At 33.2% G+C, this 18,918-nt stretch carries 11 protein-coding genes; 4 read left to right on the plus strand and 7 right to left on the minus strand.

All coding sequences use genetic code 11. The features are described 5' to 3' along the window. Positions 1-145: 145 nt before the first annotated feature. From tagH to galU, 4 genes are all read right to left on the minus strand, one after another. Positions 146-955 (minus strand): teichoic acids export ABC transporter ATP-binding subunit TagH, encoded by an 810-nt coding sequence (gene tagH / locus NX902_RS20140; RefSeq protein ID WP_095334310.1) that lies wholly within the window; start codon positions 953-955, stop codon positions 146-148. Between the two features lie 16 nt (positions 956-971). Further along, on the minus strand, positions 972-1,790 hold the full coding sequence (locus tag NX902_RS20145; RefSeq protein WP_095334296.1) for an ABC transporter permease: 819 nt from the start codon (positions 1,788-1,790) through the stop codon (positions 972-974). 507 nt (positions 1,791-2,297) lie between these two features. Next, the gene (locus NX902_RS20150; protein ID WP_341123200.1) at positions 2,298-6,155 is read right to left on the minus strand and encodes a PA14 domain-containing protein; all 3,858 of its coding nucleotides are present in this window, start codon (positions 6,153-6,155) and stop codon (positions 2,298-2,300) included. Positions 6,156-6,497: 342 nt separating this feature from the next. Next, positions 6,498-7,397: a UTP--glucose-1-phosphate uridylyltransferase GalU gene (galU, locus tag NX902_RS20155; protein WP_095334294.1), complete on the minus strand. Its 900-nt coding sequence runs from the start codon at positions 7,395-7,397 to the stop codon at positions 6,498-6,500. A 567-nt stretch (positions 7,398-7,964) separates the two neighbouring features. On the opposite strand from galU, the gene tagU reads away from it, so the two are divergent. Further along, positions 7,965-8,891, plus strand: a complete 927-nt coding sequence (gene tagU, locus NX902_RS20160; RefSeq protein WP_144544698.1) for a polyisoprenyl-teichoic acid--peptidoglycan teichoic acid transferase TagU — start codon at positions 7,965-7,967, stop codon at positions 8,889-8,891. Between the two features lie 83 nt (positions 8,892-8,974). Here tagU and NX902_RS20165 read toward each other — a convergent pair whose 3' ends face one another. Further along, positions 8,975-11,095, minus strand: a complete 2,121-nt coding sequence (locus NX902_RS20165) for a CDP-glycerol glycerophosphotransferase family protein (protein ID WP_164464098.1) — start codon at positions 11,093-11,095, stop codon at positions 8,975-8,977. Between the two features lie 535 nt (positions 11,096-11,630). On the opposite strand from NX902_RS20165, the gene tagD reads away from it, so the two are divergent. After that, entirely contained in the window at positions 11,631-12,026 is a 396-nt protein-coding gene (gene tagD / locus NX902_RS20170; RefSeq protein WP_095334292.1) for a glycerol-3-phosphate cytidylyltransferase, read from the plus strand. After that, a complete protein-coding gene (locus NX902_RS20175) occupies positions 12,019-13,197 on the plus strand; it encodes a CDP-glycerol glycerophosphotransferase family protein (RefSeq protein ID WP_235973300.1) in 1,179 nt (392 codons plus the stop codon). Before tagD ends, NX902_RS20175 begins: the two co-directional genes overlap by 8 nt. A gap of 273 nt (positions 13,198-13,470) precedes the next feature. Here the strand turns inward: NX902_RS20175 and gloA2 are convergent, their stop codons facing one another. Next, entirely contained in the window at positions 13,471-13,860 is a 390-nt protein-coding gene (gloA2, locus tag NX902_RS20180) for an SMU1112c/YaeR family gloxylase I-like metalloprotein (RefSeq protein WP_095329942.1), read from the minus strand. Positions 13,861-13,948: 88 nt separating this feature from the next. Beyond that, positions 13,949-14,911 carry a UDP-glucose 4-epimerase GalE gene (gene galE / locus NX902_RS20185; RefSeq protein ID WP_095329941.1) on the minus strand — a complete coding sequence of 321 codons (963 nt, stop codon included), beginning with the start codon at positions 14,909-14,911 and terminating at the stop codon, positions 13,949-13,951. 370 nt (positions 14,912-15,281) lie between these two features. On the opposite strand from galE, the gene NX902_RS20190 reads away from it, so the two are divergent. Continuing rightward, positions 15,282-18,902, plus strand: a complete 3,621-nt coding sequence (locus NX902_RS20190; RefSeq protein WP_341160946.1) for an alpha-amylase family glycosyl hydrolase — start codon at positions 15,282-15,284, stop codon at positions 18,900-18,902. Positions 18,903-18,918 lie beyond the last annotated feature (16 nt).

Consider the following 18,918-nt stretch of genomic DNA (forward strand, 5'->3'; position numbering starts at 1 on the left):
ATCCATATGTATTTTCCAATATATAAATTACTATTATATCTATCATTCATCATATACCAAGAAAAAGTAATTTTCCATTATTATTCCACATATTCTACGAACTAAAACAAATTTACACAAATAAGAAACCGCCTTATCTGGCGGTCTATATTTTTCCAATATATTCGGGATCACTTTGCTTTTTAAAGCCCTGTTCTCTAAATTCCCTTTTTTCTTTATCATTCATCTTTTTATACTTAGCTAAAAATTCTTCATAGGCAGGGATAACTTCATCAATTTTCCCTTCCATTTTCAGTTGACCATGTTCTAACCATATTCCCTTTTGACAGAATTTTTTCATCTGGCCAATCGAATGACTGACAAAGAACATCGTTTTTCCATTTTTTTTGAATTCATCCATTTTCGCTAAACACTTTTCAGCAAAAGCTTTATCTCCTACAGATAATGCCTCATCAATTATTAAGACATCTGGATTTGTATTTACCGAAATGGCAAAGCCTAGACGTGATTTCATCCCACTAGAGTATGACTTCACAGGCTGATCAATAAATTTTCCTAATTCAGCAAATTCAATAATTCCTGGTTCCAGCTCTTTTATTTGTTCTTTCGAAAAACCAAGCATCAAACATTTCAATTCAATGTTTTCTCTACCCGTAAGTTCATTATTTACACCAGCAGCTACGGCAATTAAAGAGGCTTGTCCATCGATTTCTACTGTTCCCTCTGTCGGTGGAACAATCCCTGCAATAATATTCGATAGAGTAGACTTACCTGATCCGTTTACTCCGACAAATCCAATAACATCGCCATGATTTGCCTCAAAGTTGATATCTCTTAAAGCATAAAAAGGTTCCCCATAACTTTTAGGCAAGAAAATATCCTTTAATTTATCGCTGCTATTTTCATATAATTTATACCGTTTTGTTAAATTTTTAACAATAACTGATTTCTCCATTAAACCACTTCCAATTTTATAAAAAGTCAATAAAGTGTTTTCTAAATCTAACGTGCATATACGTTCCAACAAAAAGTAACACAAGTACTAAACTCCAGAAATAGATCGTAATTCCTAGATGCTCTGTGACAAACCAGCCTTGTCCTAAAAGGGCATAGCGATAACCCTCAATTAAATAATAAACCGGATTTATCTGCATAACTTTCTCAAATTTGTCTCCTAGATGATTAGCAGGCCACAAAATCGGAGTTAGATACAAAAGAACCCTCATTAAAGATTGTAAAAGCATTTGAAAATCTCTTACAATGGTAGAAATAGTTGAAGTTATTAATGCAAGCGCAAATAAAAACATAACTGCAGCAAATAAAAAATACGGAATCTGCAAATAGTATATGGAAATTGGATACCCAATAAATTGATATATAATCATTACTAGAACCATTAATAATAATTGTGGATACAATAATGACATAATGACATAAGAAGGTATAACACTTAATGGAAAATTCATCCTTGATACCATTCTTAAACGCGTGTAAATGGATTTAGAACTTTTCGTTATGGCAGGATATATAAAGAACCAAATCAAAATACCTGCAAGCATCCATATAAAATAGGGATAGGTTTCTCCATTAACACCTTTTACATCATGCCTTTTTTGTACAAATCCGAATACAAACCAATAAATCGAAATTTGGATTGCCGGATTGATTATTTCCCACAAGATCCCTAAATAGTTATTGCGATTAGCACTTTTTAACTCATAAAGGGATAATCTTCTAATTAAATGAAAATGATTAACTTGCTCTTTTAATACTTTAACAATAGAAGCCATTATCTTATAGAACCTTTCTTTAAGCTGTTCCCATTATCTATTCTCACCAAAATTAATGGGATTACACTATATATATTTATTTTGAGGAATACAATGTTTATTTCTTGTTTAAATTAATCATACGTTAGCATAAATTGCAATGCCTTTATTACTATACATCCTTTCCGCTTATTTTGAAATGAAATATTTCAACCTAGATCATACAATCTATCAAACATTATATAAAGAAAAAAGATAGATTTCAAACCTTATCATAAATACCTTTCATTCCACTACCGATAGAGGTAGTGACAGCAAGGTATTTATACTATCTTTACTACCCTATATTTTGAAAGTTTTAACCAATAAAAGGTATTGGTTAAAACTACGATTCACAACCTCAGCTTCAGGAGAGTTCGCTGAAACAACCTTCTTATCCATAAAAAGCCAAACAATCAACATGTAATTGTTTGGCTTTGACTTTAAATCCGGTCGGAACACTTGTATTCTGACCTTGTTAATTCGCTTTTATTTATATTTAGGTATCTCTAAATCCATACGATAAGAAGTTAACATATTATATAAATTATACATACTGCTTACTTGTTTGCTTGCCCATCCTATATCTGTAGCATATTGATGTACACCAGGTTTACTAGGGTTCCAGCGCATTTTATAAAGTGTGTCTTGTTTATATGTTGCATTATTAATATAATTCTTCCCTATAAACTCTGCTCCACCTATAATCGCTTTTTCTGGAGTATCCCAGCCCATCTTGTATGCATATTCAGATCCGCTCTTTACTGCAGAGCCATCCACTGCCCCGATACCATACATATTATATACTGTTTTCGGTGTAACTTTTTTTCCATCGACACTAGAAACTTTTATACCAGTTGCCAGACTTGAAGTTCCATTTCCAGTTTCTAATAAAGCATGGGAAATCAAATAAATTTCATTAATACCATATTTTTCTCCCGCTTTATTGAATGAACTTCCTTTTCCAGCTAGAATCCCTCTATTTTTAAGTATTTTATCATTTACTTCTTTTGAATTTAGATTCGCACTAGAAGATAATAATAAAAATTGTAGTTTCTGCTTGTTGTCATTCTCAAAATTACTTGGATTCATATAGTATTTAATGTCAGTTGGACTAGCGTTTACCCACGTATTATATTTAACTGTATACTTCGGTGTTATATCGGGTTTAACTTTCCCTACTGGCACCGAATATTTATAAAAGTCAACTTCATACCAGTATTTCCCGTCACTGTCTTTCTTAGCTGTTTTTGATAGAATGGTAACTTTATAATCTCCTTTAAAGGTACCTATAACCCAACTATTTTTGCTGGTCCCACCTCTAACATTCCACGTACCGCTCTTAACAAAAGCATAATCATTCTTGCTACTTACATATTCAAAGGCATCTTCTCTCATATATGCTTTATACTTTTTATCTGTTTGCGCATTTTTGCTAAGTTGAATATTCACAGCATCGTTTAATGAAGTTTTCAAGTCATTATAAGTTTTTGTCACTACTTTTGATTTTTCCATATCAAAAGAAAGATGCGCATCGCCGCTTCCCTCATAATATTTAATCACAAAAGTATGTTTCCCTTTTGGTAGATAGTAACCAATTACTTCTTTTGTTTTACCAATATTCCCATTCCAAGCATCGATTAGTACTTTTCCATCCACCTCAAGTACTGCTCCGTTATCTGCTTTCAGTTTAAAATTGTAATTACTGTTCTCCGTAACATTAAGCACTTTCTTGTAAACAGCCGAAAACTTGTTAGAAGGAATAGCACTATCAGGAGATCCTTTCTTCCAATTAAAATCGATATTATAGATTTTATTTAAAGAATCTTTTCCGCCAATAACAACATTTCTCTTTGAATCTGTTACCTTGTAAGAAGGTGATTGATTTTTGTTTATTACCTCTGGATAATACTCTGCATACCAAGTACCATCAATCATGTTTTGTTCATTATATGGCTGGATAGAGACTTGGAATTTAGCCGTTGATTTATTGTCATAGTATCTCACTTCAATCCAGTGAACATTATCGCCATTTACATTATCTATTTTTACCTTTGTTGCTTTTTCACGATAAGAACCATTTTTCCAATTATCAACGACAAGTTTTCCATCTATATACACTCTTACACCATCATCTGATAATCCTCTAATAACATATTCGCCTGCATCCAGCCTTTTAGCAGTCACATATTTTGCTGAAAAATTATCTTTATTGATTTTTGAAATCGGCGCATTTTTCCCATAATCCTTGGTAAGCGTATTAGAATTAGAATTATTGATTACATTTGATGTAACCGGAGCTCCAGAGAGATTTTTATTATTATAATAATAAGCTACCCAATTACCTAAAGGCTGGATATCAGCAAACGCATAAGCATTTCCTGTTTTCTCCATATAATCTGTTTGAATGATATGTTCTCCCTTTCCTGCTCCTTTAATAATTGCCTTATCAAATGTCCCACTAGAATTCTTCCAACGATCGATTACCGTCTTATTATCTAGTTTTACACGAATGCCATCATCTGCAAAAGTGGAAACAAAATAATCATTGTTTCCCGAAACTTTCCGTAAAAAAGAGGCGGAGAAATTATCTTTTGGCATCCCTGCTATAGGAGCATCTTTTTTCCAAAGATACTGGATGCTTGAAACTTTATTCTTTGAATTTAATCCACCTATAACTGTTCCATTGCCAGATAAACTGGTGTTAGGATAAAAAATATTCACCCATTCCTGGTTTGTAACTACTTGATTAATAGGCTTAATATCAAAATTCAATTTCGCGTTTCCTTTTTTCTCAAGATATTCCACTCTTATCCAATGAATGTTTCTTTTCGATGAATCTGCTTCATTAGTTCTATCGCTTATATTAATCTTATATGCGTCTTCCTTTGAATTCGCAGATGTCCAACGGTTGATAACTAATTTATCATCCACATAAACACGAATGCCATCATCTGCGACAGAACGGATTACATACTCACCTTGATTAAGCCTTAAGGCAGTTGTAAAGCTTGCTGAAAAATTATCTTTTGGTATACCAGACATTGGGGCATTCTTGCCATAATTAAAACTAAATGCTCCTTTGCCATCCCCTTTTAAAATGGTTTTATTTGCAGGGGCACCTTTTAAGCTAGTATTAGAATAATAGTAGCCAAGCCATTGTCCTAATGGAAGAACATCTGCATTTACAAACGCCTTACCTGTCTTTTCAAGATAATCTAACTGAAACACATTATTATTCTGATTTAGATTGGTGATTAATGCCTTATTTGCTTTACCTGAACTGCCTGTCCAGCGATCAAACAAAATGGAATTATTAATTTTCGCTCGTACACCATCATCTGCAAATGTATAAACAAAGTAATCCCCTTTATTTAAAAGCTTATAAAACGATGCTGAGAAATTGTCCTTATTGGTTGAAGCATTTGGCGCGCTTTTCCCCCAATTGTATTTAATATCTTTTATTCCTGTTGAAACAAAAGCGTTCCCTGAAACGTTTGTATTATTAAAATAGGACGCAAACCAAGTGGATGTTGATAATGCTTCTTGAACTGGTTTTAGAGAAAATTGCAAATAACTTTTTCCTGTTTTCTCTACATATTCAATTCGAATTTCATGGACATCCTTTCCTTGGCTATTCTCAATCTTTATTAGTCTAGTATCTTGAGAAACTCGATCACTATCGAGAACTAATTTCCCATCAATGTAGATACGTGTATCATCGTCATGCTTTGTTTGTAAAATATAATTTCCTGCTGGCAATTTTTTATAGGTAAAAAATTTAGCAGAAAAATGATTAGATCCAATTCCTTTAGCATTAGGCTTACCATACTGATAATCAAAGCTTAAATTGCCATTTTTATCTGGTGTAAATACTAAGGCATCTTCCGGATTGCCACTGAATTTTTCATTATTGTAAAAGTAACCAATCCATGAACCGAAAGGAAGCATATCTGCAAATAATACAGCATTTCCTCCGCCTTCATAATATTCAGTTTTTACGGTGTGATTGCCCGCAGATAAATTAGTCATTGGTGCTGCTGAGTAATTTCTACTTGAACTTGTCCAACGATCGATTTTCTTTTGATTATCCAAATACATTCTCACACCATCATCTGCATAGGTATGAAGAAAATAATCTTTTTGTGATTCCGAAATAGTTATATTTTTTTCAAAGCTAGCGGAAAAATTATCTTTGTTTATTCCGGCTATAGGCTCGTTTTTCCCCCAATTAAATCTTATATTGTTATACGATTTAGAAACAGGTGTTTCTGATAAGTTTTTATTATTGTAAAAATTGGAGGACCATGTATTTTCTGCTGCTTTTATGTTCGTTTGGGGTGACATTAACAACAAAAGAAAACATAAAAACAAAGCTGTACCTGCTATTCTCCAAAATACTCGAGTTTCTATTTCCCACTCACTCCTATCTATTTTTTCTATATTCTATTATCTAGTAAAATGGTAAATATGTTAAGAGGATTCGACGAAAATTCGTAGGTAATATTATCTATTTTTTATCGATTCTTGTCAAAATTGCTATTTTTATAAAAATTCACCCATCCACCAGAACTAGTCCATAAGACTTATTCATAGTGATTTATTTAACTATATGACAAAAAACTGCCTCCTATAGAAGGCAGTTTTCTCTATTTTTCATTTTATTTCCCAAAAACTATCTAAAAGTTATTACTTAGAAAGTTTATTCATTTCTTGTTCTTTTAGTCTTTCAGCAAGCTCTAATATATAACTTCTTAATTGTGAATTAATATCGGTGCGTTTTAACCCCAACTCAATCGTTGTTTGAATGAAACCAAATTGCTCTCCCACGTCGTAACGATTTCCTTCAAATTCATATGCAAAAACACGCTGAATTTTGTTTAACTTCTCAATAGCATCTGTCAGTTGTATTTCTCCTCCTGTGCCAACTTCTTGTGACTCAAGAAAATGAAATAGCTGTGGTGTAAATATGTATCTTCCGATAATCGCTAAATTAGAAGGTGAAGTTCCTTGCTCAGGTTTTTCTACAAATTTCTTTACTTGATATCTTCTCTTTGTATCCGGCAAAGGGTCAATTATCCCGTAACGATGGGTTTCTGAGTCAGGTACTACCTGTACACCTATCACAGAAGAAAGTGTTTGATCATATTGATCCATCAATTGCTTTAGACATGGTTTGTCATTATCAACAATATCATCCCCTAATAATACAGCAAATGGCTCATCGCCAATAAAGTTTCTTGCACACCAAACAGCATGTCCTAATCCTTTTGGCTCTTTTTGCCGTATATAATGAATGTCCACATTAGAAGATTCCTGCACTTTTGCTAATAAGGCAAATTTTTCTTTTGCAATCAAATTTTCTTCTAATTCTAAGGCATTATCAAAGTGATCTTCAATCGCTCTCTTACCTTTCCCAGTAACAATAAGAATATCTTCAATCCCAGATGCTATAGCTTCCTCCACAATATATTGAATGGTTGGCTTATCCACAATTGGCAGCATTTCTTTCGGCATTGCTTTCGTTGCTGGTAAAAATCTAGTTCCTAATCCTGCAGCAGGGATAATCGCTTTTTTCACTTTACTCATAAAAAAATACCTCTCTTATAAATAAATTTTTAGTGCGTCTCTTGCTACTATCTTTAGTATACTGCAATTCAACTAAAAGCTCTATGGCTACACTTTTTGATGGTATTCCCATTATTTCGCCATTTTTTCACATAAATAAACAAAAACCTAATTTTTTTTGCAACTTTTCTCCTTTAAAGATCGTCTATACATTCAGGGATTAGTGTATCATCATCTATTATAGAACATTTATCATATACTTTTCGTTATTTAAACAATCTTTACGAAATATTACGCATGGAAGATTAGCTTTGCCGGATAATAATTTCTGCATGTTGTCATAATAATAGGGTTCTAAGCTCTTTTTCATGACTTTATTGTATACGAAAAGTTTATCCATAACATTTAATAATCATTCCAAAAGACCTGTGATAAACAAATGACTATAAATTTGCTAATTATTACTGATTGAAAGGCAATGTTGCTTTTCTTATTGTTACTAAAAAAGATGTTCAGTAGAGATGATTTCTGCTATTCTTGAAATAAGTTTACTATCATTTCTTGTCAAGATATGGAGGATATTGTTAAATGAGTAGAAATAAACCGAAAAAAAAGAAAACATGGTTAAAGGTTACGGGTATTGTGCTTCTTCTCCTTATAATTGGGATAGGAATATATCTGTATACTGTATGGAATTCCCTTTCCACAGCTGTTAATAATATGCATGAGCCGATTGATAGACAGACGACCAAAAGAACGGACACTTTAAACCTTGGCAGCAAGGAACCATTTTCCGTTTTAATGCTGGGTGTCGATGAGCGTGATGGTGACTCTGGAAGATCGGATACAATGATTGTCCTTACAGTAAATCCTGATAAAAAGTCAGTTAAAATGCTAAGTATCCCGCGCGATACTCGCACTGAAATAGTTGGGCATGGTACTACAGACAAAATTAACCATGCATATGCCTTTGGCGGTGTTGCAATGTCGATGGATACGGTAGAAAACTTCCTCGATATACCAATTGATTACTTTATGCAAATCAATATGGAAGGCTTTAAAGATATTGTTGATTCTGTTGGCGGAGTAACGGTAGATAATGATTTAGATTTCACTTATGAAGGAGTTCACTTTGCAAAAGGGCCGGTTAATTTGGATGGAGAAAAGGCTTTAAAATTCTCCCGTATGCGTTATGATGATCCAAGAGGTGATTTCGGTAGACAGTTAAGACAGCGAATGATTATCCAAGCTGTTATTAAAGAAGGAGCTAGCTTAAGCTCTTTAACAAATTTTGATTCAATCTTTGATGCGTTAAGTAAGAATATCAAAACAAATATTACCTTCGATGAAATGATTGATATTCAATCTAAATACAAAGCAGCAGCTGGTAATATTGAGCAGCTTACAATTAAAGGCACTGGACAAACAATCGATAAAGTATGGTATTTAATTGTAGACGATGCAGAAAAAACAAAAATTCAAAATGAGCTAAAAGAACACTTGGATGTAAAATAAAGAGAAAAAGAATAAGAATAAGGCAATAAAAAAAGACCTAAACTGGTCTTTTTTTATTGCCTTAAAGTTTTACTTTTTAATGATTACCTTTTGTTAAAAACCTCTTCTACTACTCTTTCAGCAGATTTTCCCTCTTCTAGGTAGCAAAACTTGTCATAGAAGGTATTGAATTTATCACTTATTGGGTTAACTTCCGCCTCTTTGATAGATTGAATAACTTCTTCTGTCGTTTTCACTAGTGGACCCGGGGCTGTTTTTTCAAAATCAAAATAGAAACCACGTAAATTATCTCGATAATCTTCAATATCATATACAAAGAAAATCATTGGTCTTCTTAAATTTGCATAGTCAAAAAATACGGAAGAATAGTCTGTTACCAAAATATCCGACACTAAATAAAGTTCTCGAATATCTTCATAATTTGAAAAATCAAAAGCAAAGCCAGTGTATGGTGTTAAGTCAAAGTTTTCAGCTACTAAGTAATGCATGCGCAATAAAACTATATATTCATCGCCAAGCTGATCACGAAGCATATTTAAATCTAATTCTAAATCGAATTTATATTTTCCTCTTCCATAAAATTGATTATCTCGCCATGTCGGTGCATACAGAATAATCTTCTTATCCATTGGTAAAGCAAATTTTTGTTTTAAAGCTTCCATGTTTTCTGCCGTATTATCTACATGTAACACGTCATTTCTAGGATATCCAGATTCAATCATTGTTTTATTAAAAGCGAAAGCCCTTTGAAATATTTCCGTAGAATACGCATTAGGAGAAATTAAATAGTCCCAATTAGATGCTTCTTTTAAAAAGTTATTCTTATATTTAACCGTATTTGTACCAGGCATATGCACTTCATCCATATCGGCAGCCAATTTTTTCAGTGGCGTGCCATGCCATGTTTGCAAATAGGTTGTATGGTTTGGTTTTGGAATCCATAATGGTAAGCGACTATTACTCACCCAATATTGGGCTCTAGCCATTATAAATAACCACTTAATAGAGAAGCGTGGCACTATATTTAAATTTCTTCCTTCGAAATTTTTCATGTACTTTTTATCAACACTCCAGTACATTTTATATTCAGGATTAAAATCCTGCATATATTCAAAAATCGCTCTTGGATTACAGCTAAACTGCTTTCCAGCAAAACTTTCAAATACAACGGATTTTTTTCGAACCGGTGCATATCCCATCAACTTAAATGCTTTTTTATATAACGCTTTGATCTTTCGACTTCTCTTAATATCAGTCAATTTTCTTCTGATTCTACTTTTCCATTCTTTCGAACGATTGTAAACATATACTTTGACGGAAAGATAGCTCTTTACCTTGGTCTTTTTAATAAAAATTCTTCTATCTATTCCATCTATTCTGATCACTTTAGCTCTTCGCGATTGCAGAGGATTAAAAGGATTGAATGTTAATCTTGGACTGACCTTTACTATCTCTTCACCATTATCTATATAAGAAAGCTCTATATAGAATCGGAAATAGATTAATTCAGATGTATGTAAATATTCTTTTATAGAAAAGGTGCCTTTAAACCCAATATCATCATAATTTCTGATTCCATCCCCGTATAATTCGGTTAAATCCGTTCTAGTCACACTCTCTAAAGGAAGACGATACTGCTCATCATCTAAATGATTTGTAATGATTAGTGTTTTTTTCATATCATGTTTAGCGCCCATAAGCTTTGTATCTAATACATATCCGCTAATATTTAATAAACCGTCTTTACTAAGATAGGCATCTTCTACTTTCGAAATAAAAGACCTTTTCGTTGTTTTCAGGGAAAGATTCATTTTATTAGTTGTATATGGATAAAAAACAGTGCCCATATCAGCATATTGATAGTAGATCAAATTTAATTCTTGACGATTACTTACGATACGATATCGTTTGTATTCATCTTCTTCAGACTCAACAACAATATAGACATCCCATACTCCAGATTGTCCAAAAAAATCTTTTTCTTTATGTAAATCAATGGTAACTTCATAACTTCCAATCGTATTTTCATCGTCCAATGTATGAAATGGCAGATATTTTTCATTTTCCGTCTTTCTATTTAAAATGAGGAACGATGCTTTATTATCCTCTAAGATACTTGTTTTAAAACCAAATTGAATACTGAGCATATTGTGGATAATGCTGATCGTTTGTATTTGTTTATGATTAAATCCAGATTCACTCATTAAGAATCCCCTCTCCAAAATGCAAATTCCATTAAATCAAGTTATTGAATTATAAAGTTTATCCATTATCCGACAAACTTCTTATTCATCCATTCTCTTATAAAACACCTAACCAACATTATATATAACAATGTGCCGGAATTCAATCAACCATGAGAGCAACATTTATAAAGGTTGTAAAACTTCAAATAATGGCAGAGAGGAATAAATAAAAAATCACTTTTTTTCGCTATTCTAAACAAGGATAAAATGCATTCATTTGATAAATGATAAGAAAACATTCTTTACTATTATTTTAAACAATTTTTGCATAAATATTTCATTTTATGACAAAGCAATGATGATACTTGTCAATAAGCGGAAAAAGTTTTAAAATAAGATAATTAGGGAAAGCTAAAAAAAAGTTTTTCGATTTCACAATCATCATTCAAACATGGAACAATTATTATAGGTGTTTCAAATGACACATCTTAAATAATTAGCCTTTTAATAATTCTATCCTTATTAAATTGTCTATAATTGTAGGAGGAAAAAAATGAAGAAAGTTATTACCTATGGTACCTTTGATTTATTACATTGGGGCCATATAAATATTTTAAAACGAGCTAAAGAGTTGGGAGATCACTTAACTGTTGCACTTTCTAGTGATGAATTTAATGCCATTAAGAACAAACAAGCATATCATAGTTACGATAATCGCAAAATGATTTTAGAAGCAATCCGTTATGTGGATGAAGTAATTCCAGAGCATGATTGGGATCAAAAAATCAGAGACGTTGTGGATCATAATATTGATGTTTTCGTTATGGGAGACGATTGGGAAGGAAAATTTGACTTCTTGAAAGATTATTGTGAAGTTGTGTATCTTCCAAGAACCGTTGGAATCTCTACAACAAAAATTAAAAAGGACCTATTTAAAGTAAATGGTTAGAGAGTTAGCCATTTACTTATACTTAAAACTATTTTCTTTTCTATTTGAGATAGCAAAACTATTTCCTTTACAGAAGAAAATAGTTTTTTGTGTGTCTTTTGTTGAAAATACAACTCATCTCTATGATGAACTGAAGAAGAACAATCCAAACATCCCATGTATTTTATTAGCTGATTATAAAACCTATCGATTTTTTAATGACAAAATGATAACAGATCCGGTTTTATTATTTTCTCCCAAGTATCCTTTATCTTTTCTGAAAGGAATTTTTCATCTAGCAACATCTCAAGTGATTGTGCTGGATAATTATTATGGTTTCTTATCTTCTGTATCATTCAAAGAAAATGTTAAAAAACTACAAATTTGGCACGCCAATGGTGCCATTAAAACATTTGGATGGAATGACTTAAGTGTCAAAGATCGTTCCAAAAATGCCAAGGAAAGATTTGCAGCCGTTTATAAACAATTTGACTATATTATCTCTGGATCAGATAAAATGTCTGCTATCTTTTGCGAAGCTTTCTCTGCTTCCTCCCAGCAAATATTAAATACAGGAATACCTAGAACTGATATTTTCTTTGATAAAGATCATATGGAAAAAATAAAAACCAGTTTTTATAATAAATATCCTAATCTAAAAAATAAGAAAATCATTTTATATGCTCCAACTTTTCGCGAAAACGAAGAAGAATCATCTAATCAAATTCGATTAGATTTTTCCTATTTAAAAGATAGATTAGAATCCGATTATATATTTCTCGTGAGACTTCATCCCAGTATAACTAATCAAATGGATTTTAGTGAATACAATGGTTTTGTTTATAATTTTTCTGATTATCCTATTTTAAATGACTTGTTATTTATTACAGATATATTAATAACCGATTATTCATCAATTCCTTTTGAATTTTCCTTTTTACAAAAGCCCATGATTTTTTATCCATATGATTTAGATGAATATAGAAAAACTCGAGGCTTTTGGGTTCCTTATCATGAACTAGTTCCCGGTCCTATTGCCTATTCAACGGAAGAAATTGTGCAATTTATTCATCATTCATCTTTCAAAATGGAAAAAATAGCAAATTTCCATCAAGAGTGGAATACGTATTCAATTGGTAATTCTAGTAAAAATGTTGTTCAAACAATAAATAGCTGGTTAACAAAACAATAATATATATAAAGAAGTGGCAGATTAACAATTGTTAATCTGCAACTTCTTTATAAGCCGACATTTCTCGGGAAATACTTGTCAACATTTGTTGATAATTTAGTGTTTTCAATAAATACAAACGCGGTATATATAAACTATAAGAAAAAGAGTAGAAAGGATGATAAATATGAAAATAAAAGCTGGTAGCTGGAGATTACTAAGTTCTCAGGATAAGCAATTTATTTTACAAACTGTTTGTACCCTTTCTCAATATAAGGGAAAAGCACATTCTAATTAAGCCTCATATAATTCAATTGGTAACCCATCAGGATCAGCAAAAAAAGTAAACTTTTTGTTCGTAAAAGGATCGATCCGAATATCTTCAACTGTAATATTATTCGATTGTAAATACTGTACAGTTTCTTCTATATTATTCACTTCAAAGGCAATATGACGTAAGCCGGCAGCCTCAGGATAACTTGGTCTTTCTCTTGGATTAGGAAAGGAAAATAGTTCGATTTGATAGATATTGTTTACTAAAAGGTCTAGCTTATAAGAATCTCTTTCTTCTCTGTATACTTCATTTATAGGCTTAAAACCTAAAAGTTCCACATAAAAATGTTTTGATACTTCGTAATTGCTGCAAATAATCGCTATATGATGAACCTTATTTATATTAAACATTTTATAACTCCTTTTCCGTTAAAAAATAAACATCATTATGCTAGAAAAAAAGCGAAGAAACTGTTTGGATTCCTTCGCCTTCTATCTATTATTTATTGTGCCATTTCCATGCACTTTCAATAATTGTCTCTAAGCCTCTTTCTGCTTTCCAGCCTAGTTCGCTGAATATTTTCTCCGAGGAAGCAACTAATCTTGCAGGGTCGCCTGATCTTCTGTCACCTAAAATCACATTTGCCTTTGTGCCAGTAACCTTTTCACACATTTCAATTACTTGTTTGACGGAATAGCCTACTCCATTGCCTAGATTGTAAGTTTCTGCTTCTTTTGTTCCATTTAATAGAGCGTCTAATGCAGCTATGTGAGCATTTGCTAAATCTGTCACATGGATGTAATCACGAATGCATGTCCCATCCTCAGTCGGATAATCTGTGCCAAAGACAGAAATAGACTCTCTCTCTCCTAATAATTGCTGAAGAATAATAGGAATTAAGTGTGTTTCTGGATCATGATTTTCCCCGATTTCACCAGATACATGAGCACCAGCAGCATTGAAATAGCGTAAAACCACATAATGAAGACCATATGCTGCATGAAAATCAGCTAAAATTTGCTCTACCATTAATTTTGATCTACCATAAGGATTAATAGGTGCTGTTTCTGATGTTTCTACAATTATTTCTTCTTTTGGAATTCCATATGTAGCCGCCGTTGAAGAGAAAATAAAGTTTTTCACATTATGTTTTAACATAACATTTAATAACGTTAATGTATTGGCTACATTATTCTCATAATATTTATATGGATCTTGAACAGATTCTCCAACTAGACTATATGCTGCAAAATGCATAACTGCTTTAATTGGATATTTAGAAAAAATCGCTTCTAAATCGTCTGCATTTCCTAGATCTCCTTTTACAAAAATAGCACGGGAATCCACTGCTTCCTCGTGACCTGTTGCAAGATTATCTAATACGATCACTTCTTCTTTCTCTACTAATTCTTTAACCAAATGACTGCCAATATAGCCAGCCCCACCTACTACTAATATCATAGATAATTCTCCTTTAATAACAGTTTATCCTCCCTTCTATTTTATCACATTATTTGTAAATTTTTTTACTGTAAGATATTAATCGTAAATTGACACTAAAAAAGGAATAGACTATTGTCAAATAGACAAAATCATAGTATCTTTAAATAGACCTAAATAAAGAAACCGCTTTCAAGTTTTCCTATCTATCATTCTAGCAACAACATCTTATTTTGCTATTTTACACAAACGTTTTCACAAATACCCCATCATGAACTCACTTTCTTAATAAATCACCTTTATGCTATTAGGGCAATCGTTTTCTTTACAGTACATAGGTAGTAACAGAAGTCTTTCTGTTCTCATAAAAAAATGGAAAGGAGAATGTTTTTTGAAAACGAAAAAACATCCTTATCTCGCACTATGTTTAATTTTTCTTCTTATTTTCACAAGCTGTGGAGGTTATCTTCCAAGTAAAAAGGCAAAAGCAAATAATTTACTAGATTCTCCTATCGTCAATGCTGATAAGTCTGTACAATTCTCCTATGACAATGCATCTGCACAGGAAGTGAAAGTAGCAGGAAACTTTACTGACTGGCAAAATGGAGCATTAAGCATGAAAAAGGACACAGATAATCGCTGGTCCCTTTCTATTTCAAATCTTGCAGCCGGCGTCTATCAATATAAGTTTATTGTTGATAATGAATGGATAACAGATCCAGCCAATGAGACTATGGAAGATGGCAATAGTCGCTTCGTTGTTCCCGGCTTAAATCTTGATTCTATACCGGGGAAGGTTGAAAAAAGTAAATCCTATCCATTAGAAGCGACGCTAGTTAATAAAGATGGCAGTACACAAAAAGAAACAGAGCTGACTTGGTCAGTGAAAGAGAAAGTAGAAGGGATCGACATTGTTGATGGCCGACTAACCATACAAGACAATGCAAAAACTAATGAATCCTTTATCCTGCTTGTTGAAAAGGATGGGGAAAAGGTAGAAAAGAAAATTGATATTGTTGGCAATATGTATTCGTACACTATTAACTATTATCGTCTAGATGAAGACTATACGAAATGGGATTTATGGATTTTTAACAGTGGGATTCCTGATAATGGCTTTCCATTTACAGAGGAAGTGCCAAATAATTATACGTTTACAAGTGGGAACTATTCTTTTCCAGAAAATGAAATAACGATTATTCCTCGCAAAGGAAATTGGGAAGCGCAAGATATACAGAACTCTATTAAAATAGCTGATGGCAAACAAGCTGCAGAAGCATGGATAATTGAAGGAGTAGAAACTGTTTTCTACGCACAAGATGATGCTATTAAAGCGATAAAAGATTTAAAAGGAGGGGATTATGTAAGGCGCCATATTCAATTTATGTATGATCGTCCTGATTTGGATTATAAAGACTGGAATATCTGGGTATGGGGAACTGGTGTAAAAGATGACCAAATTGATTTTGATCGCAACCTTCATGGAATGGCGACTGCAGCAATTAATGTAAGCGAAGCCGCCCAAAGCGTTGGATTTATTTTACGAAAAGGCGAAAATTGGGATACAGCTATTAAAGAAGGAAATGGCGATCGTTACATTCCTCTAAATACATCGGATTTAATCACAAAAGTTTATGTTACAAGTGGTCAAGAGGAGCTATATATTGTGCCTGAAGTCACTGGACCCGTTTTAGAAAACGGAAATGCTACCTTCTACTACAGAGACAAAGATTTATATGCAAAAAACGAAATGAATAAAATAGAAAAAGTAGAACTTCAATTTAATGGAAAACGTTATAACATGACGAATGAAGCAAAAAATGAGCGTTTTTCCTATACAATAGAAAATATCCCTGAAGGAAAGCATCCCTATTCTTTCTTTGTAACAATCGATGGCATCGAAACAGAAGTAACTGATCCATATAATACGGAAAATGGAGCATCTATGCTTGTCTATGAAAAAGCAGATTTTGACTTGCTTACAGATATCACTCCAAAAGAAGTGACTTATAACGATAATGCCGTCCTTTCCGTTGATTGGCAAACAAACAAAAATACAGCTATCCGTGAAGTATATGCTGATTTACGCGCTATTGGCGGAAAAGAAAAAGTAGCAATTGATCCAAAATTAAAGGAGCTTACCATCGCCATTGACCAAAATACCACTACAGGGGCGAAAGAAATTCCCGTTTACATCACTGATCTGTATGGCAACACTCATACCGATCAAGCAAAAATCACGGTTAAAGCAAGACAATCAGTGGGAAAAGATGATTTTGACTGGGATGAAGCAAGAATTTACTTTATGCTAACAGACCGATTCTTCGATGGAAATTCAGCGAATAATGATCCATATGGCATTGGCTATGATCCAAGTAAACCTGGGACCTATCATGGTGGAGACTTTAAAGGAATTACGAAAAAGCTAGATTATCTCGAAAATCTAGGAATCAATACAATATGGATTAATCCGATAGTAGAAAATATCCAGTATGATGTTCGCTATGAAAATCCAGATACTCCTTATTATGCATATCATGGATATTGGGCTAGTAATTTTGAAAAATTGAATCCTCATTTTGGAACAATGGAGGATTTCCATGAACTAATTGATGCAGCCCATGAACGTGGAATAAAAATTATGGTGGACGTTGTCGTAAATCATGCGGGCTATGGGTTAAAAGCAAGTGATGCCGTAAATGATGGAAAAATCGCCAACTTCCCTACTGCTGAAGATAGAAATCGTTTTGCTGGAATGTTCCGTGATGGCGGCACAGATACTGTACAAGGCGAGCTATCAGGACTGCCTGATTTCTTAACGGAGGATCCAGATGTAAGGAAGCAAATTGTAGATTGGCAAACTAGCTGGATTGAAAAATCAAAGACAGCGAAAGGAAATACCATTGATTACTTCCGCGTGGATACCGTAAAACACGTTGAAAATACAACATGGTCAAGCTTTAAAAATGAATTAACAAAAGTTTTGCCAACCTTTAAATTAATTGGAGAAGCATGGGGAGCTCAAGTGAATGATGACCAAGGCTATTTAAATAGCGGGATGATGGACTCCTTATTAGATTTTGATTTTAAGAATTTAGCACGTGACTTTGCCAATGGTCATATAGAGCGTGTCCAAAGTGCGTTAGAAGAGAGAAACAATAAGCTTTCAAACACAGGCACATTAGGGCAATTTCTAGGTAGTCACGATGAAGATGGCTTTTTAGAATCTGTAGATGGTGATATTGGCAAGCTTAAGCTTGCAGCTGCATTGCAAATTACGTCTAAAGGTCAACCTGTCATTTACTATGGAGAAGAGCTTGGTCTGTCAGGGGCAAATAATTATCCCTACTATGATAACCGCTATGACATGGAATGGAATCTAACGAAAAACAACGATGTTCTGGAGCATTATACAAAACTATTAAATGTTAGGAAAAAATACTCCAGCATATTTTCCAAAGGGACTCGTACTCACCTAGCAGGTAGTGACGCGGAAGGTTATTCTGTCTTTAAACGCGAATACACAAATCAACAAATTTTTGTTGCTCTCAATACGAAGGAAACAGCGACAGACGCAACCTTTGAGGTTCCATTTATGAAAGAAGCAGTAGACTTATATTCTGGTAAAACATATTCTATTAGTGAAAATAAAATTACGCTAACCATTCCTTCTAGAGAATACGGCGGAACTGTTTTATTAGTAGATGCGGGGCAAGCAAAGCCGCCTCACCCTACAGAACCAGAGGTACCTTCTACTCCTGGAGAAACGGATTCAGAAACGCCTCCAACATCTAATGATAATGGAGGGAATCAACCTGGATCAGATGGTTCCAACAATCAGGGTTCTAAACAAGCAGCAGAACCCTCAACCACTCCTAACAAAGGGAATGGAATAGCAGCACTTCCTAATACTGCCACTGACTCTTATAACCTTATTTTAATCGGGTTAGGTCTGCTAGTAATTGGAACGGTAATATTTATTCGAAGAAAGAAACATACAGCAAATAAATAAGAAAATGCCAGATAAG

The sequence above is a fragment of the Niallia sp. FSL W8-0954 genome, from assembly GCF_038005605.1.
GTDB classification, from domain to species: domain Bacteria; phylum Bacillota; class Bacilli; order Bacillales; family Cytobacillaceae; genus Niallia; species Niallia circulans_A.